We start from the raw sequence: 16,197 nt of genomic DNA on the forward strand, positions 1-16,197 counted from the left end.
TGACTAAAGTTGGCTATGTATATATAATAACAATATCAATGCTGTTGATATTGTTATTGATAATGAGCGGATAACATAAGTGATGTTAACGAGCTATTAGAAGAAACTATCATAGAAACGGAATCTCTTAACTGGGTTTGCAAAATGAATGGCAATCTAAAGGTGATTGAAAAGACTTAATTAAATAAACAAATTTACAAGGAAATGTAATGTTTTAATTTTGCTAAAAAGAAGGTGAAAACGTGAAACAAAAAATTTTAATCATAGATGATGACATAGAACTTTGTGCTCTTGTTGAAAGGTACCTTGAAACAGAAGGCTATGTCGTTACCACCAAACATAATGGAGCAGACGGTCTTACAGAAGGATTAACCACTTCATATCAGCTTGTTGTGCTTGATGTCATGCTTCCGCAGAAAAATGGCTTTGATGTACTTTCTGATCTGCGTAAAACAAGCAGCGTGCCGGTTCTTATGCTTACTGCAAAAGACAGTGAAATCGATAAGGTTTTAGGACTTAGGCTCGGTGCTGATGATTATCTTACAAAACCATTTAGTATGAATGAGTTTGTTGCAAGGGTGCAGTCTATCATTCGTCGCTATACTACTTTAGGTGGTGAGAGTGTAGAGGAATCTGCATCTATGCTGACATTTGATAATCTTTCAATCGCACCTGCTACAAGGGAGGTTATAGCCTCTGGAGCAACTGTGGATCTTACAGCAAAGGAGTTTGATTTGCTTTATTTCCTTGCTAAGAACAGTGGTAGGGTTTTTACCAAAAAACAGATATATCGTGCAGTATGGAAGGATGAATATGCATTTGATGATAACAATATTATGGTACATATTCGTAGACTCCGCAAAAAAATAGAGCCGAATCCTGAACAGCCTCAGTTTATTCAGACTGTATGGGGTGTTGGTTACAAATTTGATGGAAGGAGTATAATATGAGTATATTTATTATAGTTACCCTCAGCCTGATTTGTATTCTGTGTATATTTCTCTTTGTTATGCAGAGAAAACAGCTAAGGCAAATGTTAGACGTTCTTGTGGCGGCTAAAAATGGAGAAAATAAAAAAATATTTATCAAAGATAACGGAGTTGTTTCGAAAATAAGTTTTGAAATTAATGAGTTAATTTATAGCCATAACCAAGAATTATCACGTCAGAAAAGGTTAGAGCAAGCAAACAAAGAATTACTCACAAGCCTTTCCCATGATGTGAGAACGCCCCTTACATCTTTGCTTGGTTACTTGGACGCACTTGAAATTGATATTGTTGATGATGGGGAAAAAGAGGAATACATCAAAATTGCTAGAAAAAAAGCCTATGACTTAAAGAGGCTTATTGATACACTGTTTGACTGGTTCAAGATAGACTCCAAAGAATTGAAGCTGATCATGCAAGATACTGATATTTGTGAGTTAACTAAAGAAATAGTTATTGATTGGTTGCCTACATTAGAGCAGAAGGAAATAACTCCCGAAATAGAAATTCCAGATGAGGAATGGATCCTAGAACTTGACACTTCTGCATATAAGCGTATGGTATCCAACCTTATTCAAAATGCGGTAGAGCACAGTAGTTGCAGTCATTTGAAGGTTGCCGCCAAACAGAATAACGGTATTATTAGCATAATAGTAAAAGATAACGGGATTGGTATAGGTAAAGATAAACTACCACAAGTTTTTGAACGGTTATATAAAGGGGATACATCAAGAAGTAGACAGAGCAGTGGCCTTGGACTTTCTATTGTCAAAGAGCTTGCAAAGATGCATGGGGGTAGGGTAACTGCACAAAGTAATATAGGTGAATATACAGAATTTACTATTGAACTACCAATGTTTAAGAGATGAAGTCATTTGTCATCTCTTTTTATAATGGGCAGGAAAATATAAATTTTTCGCAGTTTTAGACTTTCTGTTACACATTTAAAAAAGGCTTCCTTAACCTCCCAACCAATGGGAGACTTTTTTATTAAAGTAAGAAAAAAGTAAGATTTGCGCAAGTGTGATGTCAGCATTACCTGATACAATAAGTATTGTAAGGAGGTCATGCAGATGAGTGAATATGCAATTAAAACAACCAAGCTGACAAAGCGGTTTGGTGAACAAATAGGTGTGGACCGTGTGAATATGCATGTTCCACAAGGGAAAATCTATGGATTGCTTGGTAGAAATGGGGCAGGCAAAACCACTACTATGCGCATGCTGTTAAACCTTGCTGCACCTACAAGTGGAGAAATTTCATTGTTTGGAGAGGATTACCGAAAAAATTTAAAGGGAACTTATCGTCGCATTGGTTCTATGATTGAAACACCTGGTTTTTATGAAAACCTAACAGGCAGAGAGAATTTACAAATCTTTGCTTGTTTGAGAGGACAGCACAAAAAGGACAGCATACAAAATGCACTTGAAATTGTAGGTCTTGATAAGGAAAAGAAAAAAACCTTTGGCAACTATTCCCTTGGTATGAAACAGCGCCTTGGCATAGCAGCAGCGATTATGCACGAACCAGAGATGCTCATCTTAGATGAGCCAATTAATGGACTCGACCCTGTAGGTATACAAGAGGTACGAAAATATCTTGAAAAGCTCTGTATTGATAAAGGAGTAACAATACTCATTTCAAGCCATATTTTAAGCGAGATTGAACAGCTTGCAGATATTATCGGAGTTATGCATGAAGGTAGGCTTATTGAGGAAGTAGCTATGCAGGAACTTCACCAGCGCAACAGGCAATATGTTGAGTTTATGGTCTCAGATGAAAACAAAGCTTGTCTTTTGCTTGAGCAAAAGTTTGGACTTACTGATTATAGCGTACATGAAAAGGGTAGTATTCGCCTCTACACTAATTTGGAAATGAGATCAATGCTAAATCAGTGTTTTGTAGAAAGTGATATTTCAGTATCAAAAGTCAATATTAGTGAAGAAAAACTGGAGGATTATTTCTCAAACTTGATTGGAGGTGGGAAACTTGGCTAATCTAGTATATTGTGAATTTTTAAAGCTAAAACGCTCAAAAATGTTTTTTATCAGTGTTTTAGGTGCAATGGTATCGCCTGTCATGGTTTTTGCTGGGCTGATAAAAGCTAAAATTACTGAGCCAAATAAAGTTATTACTTATTGGGATATGCTAGAACAGACAAATTTATATGTACTTCTTTTATTTGGTGTTATTGTATATGGAGTGATAGCTGCATACCTTTTCAGCCGTGAATATACTGAAAATACGTTGAAGTCGGTGCTTACCGTTCCTGTTTCAAAGGGAGCTTTTTTAACTGCAAAATTCTTTATGCTTTTTATATGGATGATGATCTTAACAGCAGTAGCATGGTTATCAACTTTGCTTTTAAGTATTATCGGCAATGCTGCCCAGTTTAGTGCTACTGTTATTACACAGTCACTTAAAGAGTATTTTCTAGGTGCTTTTTTACTGTATTTTACAATGTCACCTTTCGTCTTTATAACACTTTGGCTTAAAAACTTATTTACACCGATTATTGCAGCAGCCACAGTAGTTCTTGGCAATGTTGCACTGGCCAATGAAGACTTAGGGGTATTGTTTCCGTGGACATCTCCTCATTTGATTGCAAGCGGGGATATTGAAAAATATAACTATTCAATTGAAACAGCTCTTGTTATCATATTGACTGTTTTCTTCTTTGGAGTTTTTTCAAGCTTTGCTTATTTTAAAAAACAGGATGTTAAATAAGGAGGCTAATTTATGGATATTTTAGAATTAATAAAAGTGATTATTATTGGAATTGTTGAAGGTATTACAGAGTGGTTGCCTATCAGTAGTACAGGGCATATGTTACTTATTGATGAGTTTTTGCAGCTTAATATGAGTGAAGAGTTTAAGGAAATGTTTTTCGTAGTGATACAGCTTGGTGCAATTCTGGCTGTTGTAATTATGTTTTGGGATAAGATGTTTCCCTTTGGCTTTAGAGAAAATCCAATAATCAAAAAAGATATTTTTTTCATATGGTTTAAGGTGTTGGTAGCGTGTATTCCGTCGGGAATTATAGGCCTCTTGTTTGATGACTTCCTGGAAGCATACTTAGGTACTCCTATTGTAATTGCCGCAATGCTTATACTTTATGGAGTGTTGTTTATAGTTATTGAGGCTTGGAATAAAAGACGTAAACCAAAAACGAATACGTTAGCGGAAATTAGCTATCAAACGGCTTTTATGATTGGAGTGTTTCAAGTGCTGTCTCTTATCCCTGGAACATCTCGTTCAGGTGCAACCATTATTGGTGCGCTTATTATTGGTGTATCCAGAGTAGCGGCGGCAGAGTTCAGCTTTTTTCTTGCTGTGCCGACAATGTTTGGTGCAAGTGCATTTAAACTGTTAAAGTTTGGCTTTGATTTTACAAGTTCAGAGCTTCTTACTCTTGGATTTGGCATGGTGATAGCCTTTATGGTATCGGTATTTGCTATAAAATTTTTAATGGGATATATTAAAAAGCACGATTTCAGAGTGTTTGGTTGGTATAGGATTATACTTGGAATTATTGTACTGCTGTATTTTGTATTGGTGCGATAATATAGATTATGAACATTAGCTTTAGATAGACTATAACAAAATCGCGATATATTCTTTATATACTGTGTCAAAAACATTTTATAATATGTCTCTATATAAGAAGTTCTTTAGCAATTAAGTAAAATTCTTCATAAAGTAGGAGAATTCGTAGAAAAAACTCTATGATAACTCCTACTTTTTTATTGACATGAAATGATTACTTCTAAGATAAATTTGGGGTAAAAGATAGATAGAAGAGAATAGAAATATGCCAAGCTCTACAAATTCACTGATAAATCATTGAATTATAATCTTAAATGTACTATACTTTAAATGTAAATAAAATAAACATGAGGTGATTAGTTAAAATGATCATATAATCTTATCTAGTTTTTAGAAGTTAAGGTAGTATAGGTAAAGTTAACATATCTTTTAACATTTAGGGTATGTTAGTTGGTGTTGCTTAAACTACTATAAGTTTTGGATAGGATTATAATAGTGTCAATTTAACTAGATTTATATAGTATTAATTAACTACTTCTATTTGAGAATAGTTGTTTTATACTAAATTTATATAATGATACTTGTAACCTTTCCGAGACTTTTAGTTGGGAAAGGTTTTTTTGTTTTTAAAATGAAAGGATGATAAGCAAATGAATATAAACGTAAATGAATATAAACTTCCAATGGATAAATCAGGACCATATGGAATTACTGTAGGACCTGACGGAGCCATGTGGTTTACAGAAAATAGAGGAAATAAAATAGGACGAATTACAACGAAAGGTGAAATTACAGAGTATTTACTTCCAACTCTAGATGCAGAACCTTTAATAATAACAAAGGGAATTGATGAGGCTATGTGGTTTACAGAATATAAAGCTAATAAGATAGGAAAGATTACAATAGATGGGAAGGTTACAGAATATGATATCCCTACTACCAATGCAGGCCCCTATGGAATAACATTAGGTCCTGATGGTGCAATGTGGTTTACAGAGATTACTAGCAATAAGATTGGAAGAATCACCGTGAATGGAGAAATTAGTGAGTATGATTTACCTAATCCAGGTTCATTTCCATCAATGATTATAGCAGGTTCAGATGGAGCACTTTGGTTTACAGAGAACCAAGGAAACAGAATAGGTAGAATTACCATATCTGGGGATATAACTGGATTTAACATTCCAACTATGGCCTCTGGCCCAGTTGGAATTTGTAAAGGTGGCGATGATGCTATTTGGTTTGTAGAAATAATGGGTAACAAGATAGGTCGAATCACTATATCGGGAGAATTTACCGAATACTCACTGCCAACACAAAATGCTAAACCTCATGCAATTGTATCGGGTAAAGATGGGGAACTTTGGTTTACAGAATGGGGAGGTAACCAGATTGGTAGGATTAAATCATGTGGCGAAATAATCGAATATCAAATCCCCACAATAGATTCAGAACCACATGGTCTTGTCCTTGGACCAGATGGAGCAATATGGTTTACAGAAGAATTGTTACTGGCAAGTGTTTTTGGAGAAATTTCGGCAAATAATTTTACTGAATTTTTCCCAGTTTGAACATTAGAATAATGACTTTCTGTGTTCTAGTCTATAGCTCTTGCCAGACATGCTAAAAAGCTCACATCTGTATGTAATTCTGTCTAATACTGCTGTTGTTAAAGCAGGATCTCCTAATAGCTCTGTCCAATCTTCTAAGCCTTTATTAGATGTGATAATAATTGAAGCCTGTTCATGAAGTGCCGATACTAACTGAAAAAATAGATTTGCTTCTTCTCTTGTTATTGGAAGGTAACCTAGTTCGTCTATTATTACAAGGCTTGAAGATAGTATTCTATTCATTTTTCCTTTGCTCTTTCTTGATATTTCGTGTGTTTTTAGTACGTGCATCAGGTTATCCATTGTTACAAAGCTAACCTTATACCCTAATTCTACTGCTTTATATCCTAATGAAATTGATAGATGCGTCTTTCCTACACCTGGAGGGCCTAGGAAGATAAGATTATACATCCTATCTATCCACTCCATTTCTAATAGCCTATTTATCTGTTTCTTTGTTATAGATTTTTGAAAATCTAAGTCAAAGTCTTCTATTTTCTTTATTACCGGAAATCCTGCATTCTTTAATCTTCTTTCTTGTGCTTTTTTATTTCTTATTTCTATTTCATTTTCAAGTATTTTTATTAATATATCTTGATATGAGTAATCGTTTAAATCAGCTTCCTCAATAATTTTATCTGCGTTAATTCTTAAGTAATTCAGGCTAAGTTCTTTTGCATGTTCTTTAATTTGCTCTAGTTTATCCATGTCTTTTTATCTCCCTTCAAAGCATTTATATATTCATCAATGTTTCTGATCTCTGGTTTTACATCTTGGTACTTTGAAGAGATGGATAGATTTGCTTTATCATATTTCTTTTCTGAACCTGTTTCTTTTTTTATACTCAAATATTCTAGTGTATCTTTAAACATTCCTGCACTAAATAGCTTTCGTTTTACACAGTATTCTACTGCTTGTCCTACTAGCTTTTCGTCATAATCCTTTACTACTGATATTATTAATCCAAACTGATCTCTACAATATCTCTCTTTTTCTTTTCGTATGTTATCTAATAGCTCTTTTGCTTCATCTGTCATTCCAAGAGCCTTTAGGGCTTTATCATACATTTCGTCTCTGGTTTTCTTTTTTTCTCTTTCTGGATGATATATTTGAATTAGCTTGCCCTTTTGATTACTGATACTGTGAGTTGCAATAACTAATTCAGTATCTAAATCGACTATATTCATCTTATTATCATTTATTATTAGTTTAACTTCTTTACCTGGTCTGTATGTGCCTTTTGGAACCTGGTATCTATTTTGTTTGTATGATATGGTATTGTTTTTTCTAACGGTATAGGTTAAACTATTATTAAGTTGAATATTTTCAAACAGGCTAGGTACTTTCTGTAAGTGTTCCTTTTCCAGAGTAAACACTTCTTTAGGTACCTTTCTTGTTATTTCATGTACTTTAGCATTACCAGTTCTATCTAACCATTTAAATGAGTCTTCATTTAGTAAATCAATATCTATAAAGGCTCTATGCTTTGCAAAGTTATATTTTGCATATTTGACTACTGCTTCTATTTTTCCTTTGCTTTCTGGGTCAAAAGCTCTGCATAGCCTAGTCTTAAATTTCATGCTACTTATGTAGTTTTGAAACATTTCAGTGAAGATAATATCTCCATGGTTTTCTGATACTGCCAAAATCCTATCTTGGTCATATACTATTTCTTTTGGCATGCCTCCAAAGTATTCGAAAGCTTTATTATGAGCCTCTATGAATGATAGTGTATTAAAAGGTTTATCTTTCCACCATAGAAACTTATATCTCGAATGAGAAAGTACCATTGCAAAACAATATGCTTTAATTTTTGAGCCATCACGCTTGGATAACCAAGTTTGACCTAAATCTACTTGTGCTTGATATCCCATTGGAAGCTCTGGAATCTCCTCGTACTGCCTTGCACAAGGAACTTTAGGCAGTTCATATTTTTCCCTTAAATCCTTTACATAAAGTCTTAATGTTCTATCGCTAAAATCCACTTCACTATACCTTTCTTTGAGCCAATCATATATTTGAGCAGTAGATATATCTCTAAATTCCTTTATCCAAGATAATATTAATTCCCTATGTTTATCAACTTTCTTTCTTCTATTCTTAGCCTCCTCCTTTAGTTCTGCATATTCTTCATAAGACATATTCCAGTATTTATCTACTGTCTTGTAGTTAATCTTAAGAAATCTACTTACTTGAGATTTATTGAATCCCTTTAATTTGTACTGCTTAATTTCAGCAAACATATTCCATCCCTTCAAGCTACCTTCCTCCTCTGATAAAACATATCTTTAATTTTATCAGAAGATGAGGTATTATTGTATTAAGCTGGAAAATTTTCTCCGTTTTTGTTTGCCATAATTCCTCCCTTTTATTATACCAGTCACAAGGAGTAATAGTTAATAGATAGCTAGAATGAGGCAAAATAGAATATTGAATATATTTTGAAGCTAATATTTACGATAGTAATAAGGCAAGAATTAAAATTTTATCATAATAATATACTGGTTGTTTTGTTTTAAAAAAATTAAACTAAGTAAGGAGTATTTCAGATAATTAAATCTAAGGTAAGTTCAGAGATTAATAGATATGGGGGAGATACTTTCAATGAATAAAATAGATGCTAAAATTTTAGATATTGATAAAGTAATATGTAAAAATATAGATGTGTTTAAATGCACTGAGAGAGGGCTTTTATCACAAAACATTTTGTCTCAGCTAAGAAATTTTGTTGAGCATATTTCATTAAAAATATATGCGAATGGACGAGACATTGATAACACTTATCAAAATATAGAAAAGGCAAATGATTATATAAAAACTAAGGGCAATCTGAGATTTCTAAGTAAATTTCATAGATTGCTACAGATTTCAGCATCACATTATACTCTTGATGAGGAAAACTCAGAAAGGTTAATGATAAAGTACTATGAATATTTAATTAGAATTAAAGATTTTTTAAATAGCACATATAATATTGAGGTATTGAACAACATAGAAGATTTTCCGATTAATTTTGATCCTAACCTTAAAGAATATTATGAAAAGATAGCAGAAAAGATAGATTATTCCCGTGCAACAGAATATAAAAGCAACTATAGTGCTAGATATTATATTAAAAAAATCAAACCTTTTTTTATTGGGCAGAAGATATATTATGAGATTACATTTACAATTGCTGATGATAGGATAAGTAAATTCGATAGAATCATAGCATTTACAGATATAGATATTTCTCCAAATTATGCAGTTGAATTTCAAATTAAAAATGATAGTATCGATATTCTTGGTAAAAAGATGCCTATATTAATTATTAAAGATTGGAAAGTTAGTATTAGACCCTGTGAATTAAATAATTATTCAAAGATTTTTGGGACAAATATTAATATAAGTCGTGCCTCTTTAGAATATAGAATGCTAATGGAATTTTTAACTTTAACCAAATTGAATTTAACTGAAGTGATCCAACTTAATGATAAATATTACTCCACGATTAGGAAGCGAGTAATATCAAAAACAGGAAATTCTAAGATATTTGATATATTGGATAAAAGTAGAGAACTTGTAAAGGATAATAACCCTGGGAGCAATGTAGTTAGATACTTGCTTTATCGCCTAAATAATAGAATTATTAAAAGACAATATAAGGATGGATATTGGGATTCTAGAAACTATGAATATATTTATAAGGGATGTTCATACTTATCAGGTTTGTATTTAAATCTTGGTTGCATACCTTTTGATAGATTGCCTTTTAATTTTTCATTATTAAATCACAACCCTACTTCATCAGACCTATTTGATTGTCTTGATGCTTCAAACCGTGAACATGAAATGTTAGCAAGATTGATTAGGCATAATACTGAGACAAAGGGCCAATTATATACTTCCAAAAAAGAAATTATAGGGTTTAATAATATCGAGGATATAATTCAAGATTATAATGATGAACTGTATTACAAACATGCACATCAAAAACTGGATATTTATAAAGAAAATATTTATATTAGTGGTTACGAAGATGACACTATTTATATTATAAAGAGACTTAGAGAGCTTACTACATCTGGTGTTGAAAATTATTTGAACTCTGTTGATTATTGGTTGCAAACATCTACTTATTATATAGATTGTGATGAAAAGAAGGAAATACTAAGGAAAATGTTTGAAGACTCAAAAGTCGGATTAATATATGGTGCTGCCGGTACAGGAAAATCTACCTTAATAAATCATATATCAAACTTTTTTAATGATAAGGAAAAACTTTACTTAGCAACAACTAATCCAGCAGTGGATAATTTAGAAAGAAGAATCAATGCTGCTAATTGCACATTCAAGACTATAGCAAAATTTTTATATAATAATAACGGAGATACAGAGTATGACATATTAATTATTGATGAATGCAGTACCGTTAGCAATAAAGATATGGTATCTATTTTAAAAAAAGTATCTTTTAGGCTTTTAGTTTTGGTTGGGGATATATATCAGATAGAATCGATCATTTTTGGAAACTGGTTTAGCATGGCACAAGAATTTGTTTCAAAATCTGCTATTTCTAACTTAACTAAACCTTATCGTAGCAATAGTAATAAGTTACTTACTTTATGGGATAGAGTTAGAAATATGGATGATGCAATACTCGAAATACTTACTAAGAATAATTATTCAACGACTCTAGATGAATCAATTTTTGAATTTACTGAAGAAGATGAAATAATCTTATGTTTAAATTATGATGGACTTTATGGTATAAATAATATAAATAGATTTTTACAAGGAAATAATAAAAATGATGCAATACAATGGGGGGTTCATATTTATAAAATTAATGATCCTATTTTATTTAATGAGTCTGAAAGATTTTCTCCTCTAATCTATAATAACTTAAAAGGGAGAATAATTGATATAGAAAGATACGATGATAGAATACAATTTGATATTGAAATTTATAAGTCGATCAACGAATTAGATGTAGAGGGATACGATCTTGAGTTTATTGGAAATTCTGATAGTGGAAATTCAGTGATACGCTTTTGGGTTAATGAATTTGGTAATACTGATGAAGATGATAGTATGTCATCCGAAACTATAGTTCCTTTCCAAGTGGCTTATGCTATATCAATTCATAAAGCACAGGGATTAGAGTATAATTCAGTTAAAATTGTTATAACAGATGAAGTTGAGGAGAGAATTACACACAATATATTCTATACGGCAATAACCCGTGCAAAGGAAAAGTTGAAGATATATTGGACACCAGAAACAGAGAATAGAATATTAAATAACTTATCAATAGAAAACAATAGAAAAGATATAGCATTAATCTCAAATAAATTTAACCTATAAAATTGAGTGTAGAAATAAGTGTTAATGAAAGATTCCTGAATAAAAGAGCAAACTTTTTATTATAGTATCTAAAACTAGAATAAAGATAATAACTACGTGTAACAAAACAAGCTTACTACAAAGGATGTGTATTAAATAATGTTTGTAGGATAAAAATATTGAAAAGTAGTAGATTGATAATTATAATTACAACAAAGATATTTTGGAGATATACATTATCTTTGTTATGATTATAAAATATATGACTATTGTTTTTATTTTTATTCATCTCATTGGTAAAGCTTCGCTAGGGGGGAAGTCATGATAAAAAAGATTATAATTGAGAATTTCAAATGTATTTATGGGAGATTTGAATTAGACTTTAATGAAGGAATTAATATATTAGTAGGGAATAATGAGGCAGGGAAATCGACAATTCTAGAGGCTATACATCTAGCCCTTAGTGGTATTTTTCGTGGAAAGTTGATAAAGGGAAATTTGAGCCAGTACTTATTTAATTATGATGTTGTTAACAAATATTTAAATGATATTAATGATGGGAAATCTTCTGAGCCACCATATATCTTAATTGAATTATATATGGATGATGGTTTTCCAGAATTAGAAGGTGACATGTATACACATGAAAATTTGAGTGGCAAGATTTATGGAGTATCTATGAAAATTTCTTTAGATGAAAAGTACTATGAGGAATACGAATCTCTAGTAAAAGCAGGTAATGTTATGAGTTTACCGATTGAATACTATGATGTAGAATGGTATTCTTTTTCACGTAAAGCACTTACATCTAGAAGTATTCCTATAAAATCTTCGTTTATAGATGTTGGATTTAGTAAATTTTGGAATGGCTCAGATATTTATATTTCAAGAATAGTTCAAAATATACTTGATACGGATGAAAAAACAAAAGTGGCTCAGGCATTTAGAAAAGCAAAAGAGGAATTTTCTAAAGACCCATCAATTACTAACATTAACTCCAAAATCACAGGGGTTTCAAAATTAAGTGATAAGAAAATAGAACTTTCTGTTGATTTAGGTACCCGTTCTACATGGGATGGTAATCTTATTACACAACTTGATAAAATTCCATTTGATTTTATTGGTAAGGGTGAGCAGGCAATAATAAAGACTGATTTAGCATTATCAAATAAAAGATCAGAATCATCTTCAATTATACTTATAGAGGAGCCGGAATGTCATATTAGCCATACTAGGCTTAATCAACTATTGAAAAACATTAAAGAAAATTATGAAGATAAACAAATTATTCTATCAACACATAGTAGTTTTGTTTCTAATAAACTGGGGTTAGATAATCTAATTTTATTAAATCAGCAAAATACTGTTAGGTTTGATAAATTAGAGTCAAAAGACTTCTTTGAAAAAATTTCAGGTTATGATACATTGAGATTTATTCTTAGCAAAAAAGCTATTTTAGTAGAAGGAGATTCAGACGAGCTTATAATTCAAAGGGCATATATGGATAACCATGGGGGAAGACTTCCTATTGAAGATGGTGTTGAGGTTATTTCAGTAGGGACATCATTCTTAAGATTTTTAGAGATTGCTAAATATCTTAACTTTGATATTAAAGTTGTAACAGATAATGATGGTGATGTAGATGCTTTAGAAAGAAAATATAAAGATTATATTAATGAAAATAAAAAAGAAAATATTGATATATGTTATGATAAAAAGGTATATGAGGGAGATTTAACTGTAGGCAAATATAATAAACCTTTTAATTATAATACTTTAGAACCTCTCTTATTAAGAGAGAACAGTTTAGAAAAATTAAATTTAATATTTGGTACTGATTATAAAACGGAGAATGAATTACATAAATTTATGAGAACACACAAAACTGACTGTGCTTTAAAAATATTTTCCTCTGAACAATGTATAAAGTATCCTAAATATATTATGAGGGCCATCGTATGAAAAACAAACTTTTTATAGCATCTGCAGGTGCGGGAAAAACAACACTTTTTGTAAAAAGGGCTATGGATTGTAAGGAAACTGTACTAATAACTACATTTACAGAGGGAAATAAAGAAGAGATAAAAAAGAAGTTTTTTGAATTAAATAATGGAGCTATACCATCACATGTAACAATTAGGACTTGGTTTTCATTTCTTATTGAACATGGTGCAAAGCCGTACCAGGGAAAATTAACAAATAAAAAGATAAATGGTCTATTATTAGTAAACCAAAAGTCAGGCATAAAGGCTAGAAGAGGAAAATTCATCTCATATTATGGTGAAAAAGATATAGATAAACATTATTTTAGTAAAGAATATAAAATATACTCCGATAAACTTTCTAAATTTGTAGTCAAATGTAACGAGAAAAGTAATGGATATGTTATTGATAGAATATCATCATTATTCAAATATATATTTATTGATGAAGTTCAAGATATGGCAGGATATGATTTAGAGTTTATAAAATTACTATTAAATTCAAAGTCTATAATTAAGATGGCAGGTGATCCTAGACAGGTGACATATCATACACATTTTGCACAAAAATATAGAAAATATTCAAATGGAAAAATTGATGATTTTATCCTCAATGAGTGCAATAATCTACAATGTGATATTGACAATACAACACTTAGAGGAAGTTGGCGAAACAATCAAATTATATGTGAGTTTGCAAATAGTATATTCCCAGAAGAACCAAGTTTTGGTTCCTTAGAAACAGAGGTTACGAATCATGATGGTGTTTATTTAGTAAGGGAGAAAGATGTTGAAAGATATTTGAAAGAATATAACCCACTTCAGTTAAGATATTCTAAATCTAAAAAGGTAAACCAAAGATATAGAGTGAAAAATTTTGGAGAATCTAAGGGTAGCACATATAATCGTGTTTTGGTATATCCAACAAAAAAGATTGAAGATTGGTTATTTGATAATAAAGAATTGGACAATTTTGAGATCAAGTGCAAATTTTATGTCGCTATAACAAGAGCAAGATATAGCGTAGCAATAGTATGTAAGAACAATTTAAAGACAAGGATATTACCTTTTTATGAATAACTAAAAACCATTGTAGAATAAATGATAAAGCTATTGTAGCTATGCATATAAAAAAATCAAATGAAGAATAAAGGAAAAAATAACTTGTATTGAATTAAGCCTTCAAATAAATATTATTTGAGGGTCTAATTGTTTGTAAATTATTAAAATAACTGTAGACAAGTGAAAGGTAATTTTTTAAAAATATATTTTTCTAAGTGAATTTTTAGAGTTATCTGGTTCCACCAAGGGGGCAATATCAACCTACGACATCATTATTGTCATCTCAAGGCATGTGGAGAGTATAATTCTGATGACGTATTGTGGTTCAGAGGGGAAATAGTAGGGTTTGACCACAACATATAGTGGTTTGAGGACGAAAATTGGGTCAAAAAACAGTGGAAAAACACCGTTTTTTGACCCTTAAAAATAGGGTGTTTTATAGATGACATTTGATGATTGAGGATGTTTAAGGGGTAAATGGGAAAAGGTGGTTGATATAATGGTGGGTGAATTATATACTATAGATGAATGTGTAACTAACTATTAAATACAAAGAAAAAGATATATACCTCGAAAGGTACTGGATGCATATTAAACCTGCCCTAATCACTATAAAAGGTTTTGTAATTAAGTATTTTTAATTTGTTCATCATTTAAATAATGTAAATTATTGATTATATAAATTAATGGAGGTGTAGACAAATTGGATAAAGTTATTCAATATTGGGATAATGCTGCTAAGAGTTATTCGGAATTTGAAGCAACCTCACAGTATTCCAATTTTTGTCGTGAGTTTATTATAAATTATTTTACGAGTGTTCAAAATAAAATAATTCTTGATGCAGGTTGTGGTAATGGTGAACATACACATATCTTGTCACAAAAAGGTGCAAAAGTTGTGGGTTGCGATGGATCTGTTGAAATGCTTAAACTGGCAAAATTAAAATATCCATCTTATAGATTTGATCATGTTAACCTTTTAAATCATTTGCCGTATAAAAATAATGAGTTTGATATAGTTCAATGTAATTTAGTTCTAATGGATATTGATCCCATAGATAGGGATATTTCAGAATTTTACAGAGTTATAAAAAATAATGGTACATTCTTTTTTTCTATTGTTCACCCTGCATTCTATAATGCCATTTGGGAAAGAGACGAACGAGGTGTTGCATTATCAAAAAAGTATCAAGCTACATAACTCCTTTAGCGGTACAGCAAAATTTTTGGGGGAATAAAATGCATTTTCATCGCCCAATTTCTTATTATTTCAATAAAATTTCCGATGTTGGATTTTCATTGAAAAATATGTTTGAACCCAAAGTATATGAGGAATCAAAAATTCCAGATATTCCGTTGTATCTATTTGCTGAATTCATGAAGTAATAGCGTTATAAGCATAATTAGAAGTTATCTTGCTTAATAATTTTCAAAAATTTATCGTAGTGGTAGGGAAGTGTGAAGTAAATTAATTAAAATATGGAAGTTTTGATATGAAAAAGGAATTAAGATTGGGTATTCTTTTACAAGCAATTTATTTTACACTAAATCGATTTTTAAATATTCATAATTTTGTTTTAGGATTATTGCTAGGTCTTGGATTGGGTCTTATTATTATAGGGATATTGCCTAAGAGGGCTTATGTAAAGATAAATCAATTAAAGAAGACTGCAACTAGATAAATAG

14 protein-coding genes are annotated in these 16,197 nt (G+C 31.2%); 12 read left to right on the top strand and 2 right to left on the bottom strand.

Features of this window, described 5'->3' with window-relative positions; genetic code table 11:
• Positions 1–242 precede the first annotated feature (242 nt).
• The 6 genes from QO263_RS03950 to QO263_RS03975 all read left to right on the top strand — a co-directional run bounded on the left by QO263_RS03950 (position 243) and on the right by QO263_RS03975 (position 6,103).
• The gene (locus tag QO263_RS03950) at positions 243–950 is read left to right on the top strand and encodes a response regulator transcription factor (protein ID WP_257531358.1); all 708 of its coding nucleotides are present in this window, start codon (positions 243–245) and stop codon (positions 948–950) included.
• The gene (locus QO263_RS03955) at positions 947–1,855 is read left to right on the top strand and encodes a sensor histidine kinase (protein ID WP_285626694.1); all 909 of its coding nucleotides are present in this window, start codon (positions 947–949) and stop codon (positions 1,853–1,855) included. Before QO263_RS03950 ends, QO263_RS03955 begins: the two co-directional genes overlap by 4 nt.
• A 204-nt stretch (positions 1,856–2,059) precedes the next feature.
• Entirely contained in the window at positions 2,060–2,983 is a 924-nt protein-coding gene (locus tag QO263_RS03960; protein ID WP_285626696.1) for an ABC transporter ATP-binding protein, read from the top strand.
• On the top strand, positions 2,967–3,713 hold the full coding sequence (locus QO263_RS03965; RefSeq protein ID WP_285626697.1) for an ABC transporter permease: 747 nt from the start codon (positions 2,967–2,969) through the stop codon (positions 3,711–3,713). Before QO263_RS03960 ends, QO263_RS03965 begins: the two co-directional genes overlap by 17 nt.
• A 12-nt stretch (positions 3,714–3,725) precedes the next feature.
• Positions 3,726–4,550 carry an undecaprenyl-diphosphate phosphatase gene (locus QO263_RS03970; protein WP_285626698.1) on the top strand — a complete coding sequence of 275 codons (825 nt, stop codon included), beginning with the start codon at positions 3,726–3,728 and terminating at the stop codon, positions 4,548–4,550.
• A gap of 632 nt (positions 4,551–5,182) precedes the next feature.
• On the top strand, positions 5,183–6,103 hold the full coding sequence (locus QO263_RS03975; RefSeq protein ID WP_285626700.1) for a Vgb family protein: 921 nt from the start codon (positions 5,183–5,185) through the stop codon (positions 6,101–6,103).
• A gap of 3 nt (positions 6,104–6,106) precedes the next feature.
• Here the strand turns inward: QO263_RS03975 and istB are convergent, their stop codons facing one another.
• Positions 6,107–6,850 (bottom strand): IS21-like element helper ATPase IstB, encoded by a 744-nt coding sequence (istB, locus tag QO263_RS03980; protein WP_285622216.1) that lies wholly within the window; start codon positions 6,848–6,850, stop codon positions 6,107–6,109.
• On the bottom strand, positions 6,838–8,400 hold the full coding sequence (gene istA / locus QO263_RS03985) for an IS21 family transposase (RefSeq protein WP_285622221.1): 1,563 nt from the start codon (positions 8,398–8,400) through the stop codon (positions 6,838–6,840). The genes istB and istA overlap by 13 nt, the downstream gene beginning before the upstream one ends.
• Positions 8,401–8,746: 346 nt before the next feature.
• On the opposite strand from istA, the gene QO263_RS03990 reads away from it, so the two are divergent.
• From QO263_RS03990 to QO263_RS04015, 6 genes are all read left to right on the top strand, one after another.
• Complete coding sequence (locus QO263_RS03990) at positions 8,747–11,488, top strand: ATP-dependent DNA helicase (protein ID WP_285626701.1); 2,742 nt, start codon at positions 8,747–8,749, stop codon at positions 11,486–11,488.
• 300 nt (positions 11,489–11,788) lie between these two features.
• Entirely contained in the window at positions 11,789–13,429 is a 1,641-nt protein-coding gene (locus QO263_RS03995; RefSeq protein ID WP_285626702.1) for an ATP-dependent nuclease, read from the top strand.
• A complete protein-coding gene (locus QO263_RS04000; protein ID WP_285626703.1) occupies positions 13,426–14,529 on the top strand; it encodes a UvrD-helicase domain-containing protein in 1,104 nt (367 codons plus the stop codon). The genes QO263_RS03995 and QO263_RS04000 overlap by 4 nt, the downstream gene beginning before the upstream one ends.
• 685 nt (positions 14,530–15,214) lie before the next feature.
• Positions 15,215–15,712: a class I SAM-dependent methyltransferase gene (locus QO263_RS04005; protein WP_285626704.1), complete on the top strand. Its 498-nt coding sequence runs from the start codon at positions 15,215–15,217 to the stop codon at positions 15,710–15,712.
• Positions 15,713–15,750: 38 nt separating this feature from the next.
• Positions 15,751–15,897 (top strand): hypothetical protein, encoded by a 147-nt coding sequence (locus QO263_RS04010; protein ID WP_285626705.1) that lies wholly within the window; start codon positions 15,751–15,753, stop codon positions 15,895–15,897.
• A gap of 107 nt (positions 15,898–16,004) precedes the next feature.
• Positions 16,005–16,193, top strand: a complete 189-nt coding sequence (locus QO263_RS04015; RefSeq protein WP_285626707.1) for a hypothetical protein — start codon at positions 16,005–16,007, stop codon at positions 16,191–16,193.
• Positions 16,194–16,197: the final 4 nt, after the last annotated feature.

It is taken from the genome of Proteiniborus sp. MB09-C3 (assembly GCF_030263895.1).
GTDB lineage: Bacteria > Bacillota > Clostridia > Tissierellales > Proteiniboraceae > Proteiniborus.

Excerpts from the sequence above, each read along its gene's own strand:
- QO263_RS03955 (WP_285626694.1), top strand. The coding sequence starts at position 947 with ATGAGTATATTTATTATAGTTACCCTCAGCCTGATTTGTATTCTGTGT.
- QO263_RS03960 (WP_285626696.1), top strand. The coding sequence starts at position 2,060 with ATGAGTGAATATGCAATTAAAACAACCAAGCTGACAAAGCGGTTTGGT.
- QO263_RS03970 (WP_285626698.1), top strand. The coding sequence starts at position 3,726 with ATGGATATTTTAGAATTAATAAAAGTGATTATTATTGGAATTGTTGAA.
- QO263_RS03975 (WP_285626700.1), top strand. The coding sequence starts at position 5,183 with ATGAATATAAACGTAAATGAATATAAACTTCCAATGGATAAATCAGGA.
- istB (WP_285622216.1), bottom strand. The coding sequence starts at position 6,850 with ATGGATAAACTAGAGCAAATTAAAGAACATGCAAAAGAACTTAGCCTG.
- QO263_RS03990 (WP_285626701.1), top strand. The coding sequence starts at position 8,747 with ATGAATAAAATAGATGCTAAAATTTTAGATATTGATAAAGTAATATGT.
- QO263_RS03995 (WP_285626702.1), top strand. The coding sequence starts at position 11,789 with ATGATAAAAAAGATTATAATTGAGAATTTCAAATGTATTTATGGGAGA.
- QO263_RS04000 (WP_285626703.1), top strand. The coding sequence starts at position 13,426 with ATGAAAAACAAACTTTTTATAGCATCTGCAGGTGCGGGAAAAACAACA.
- QO263_RS04010 (WP_285626705.1), top strand. The coding sequence starts at position 15,751 with ATGCATTTTCATCGCCCAATTTCTTATTATTTCAATAAAATTTCCGAT.
- QO263_RS04015 (WP_285626707.1), top strand. The coding sequence starts at position 16,005 with ATGAAAAAGGAATTAAGATTGGGTATTCTTTTACAAGCAATTTATTTT.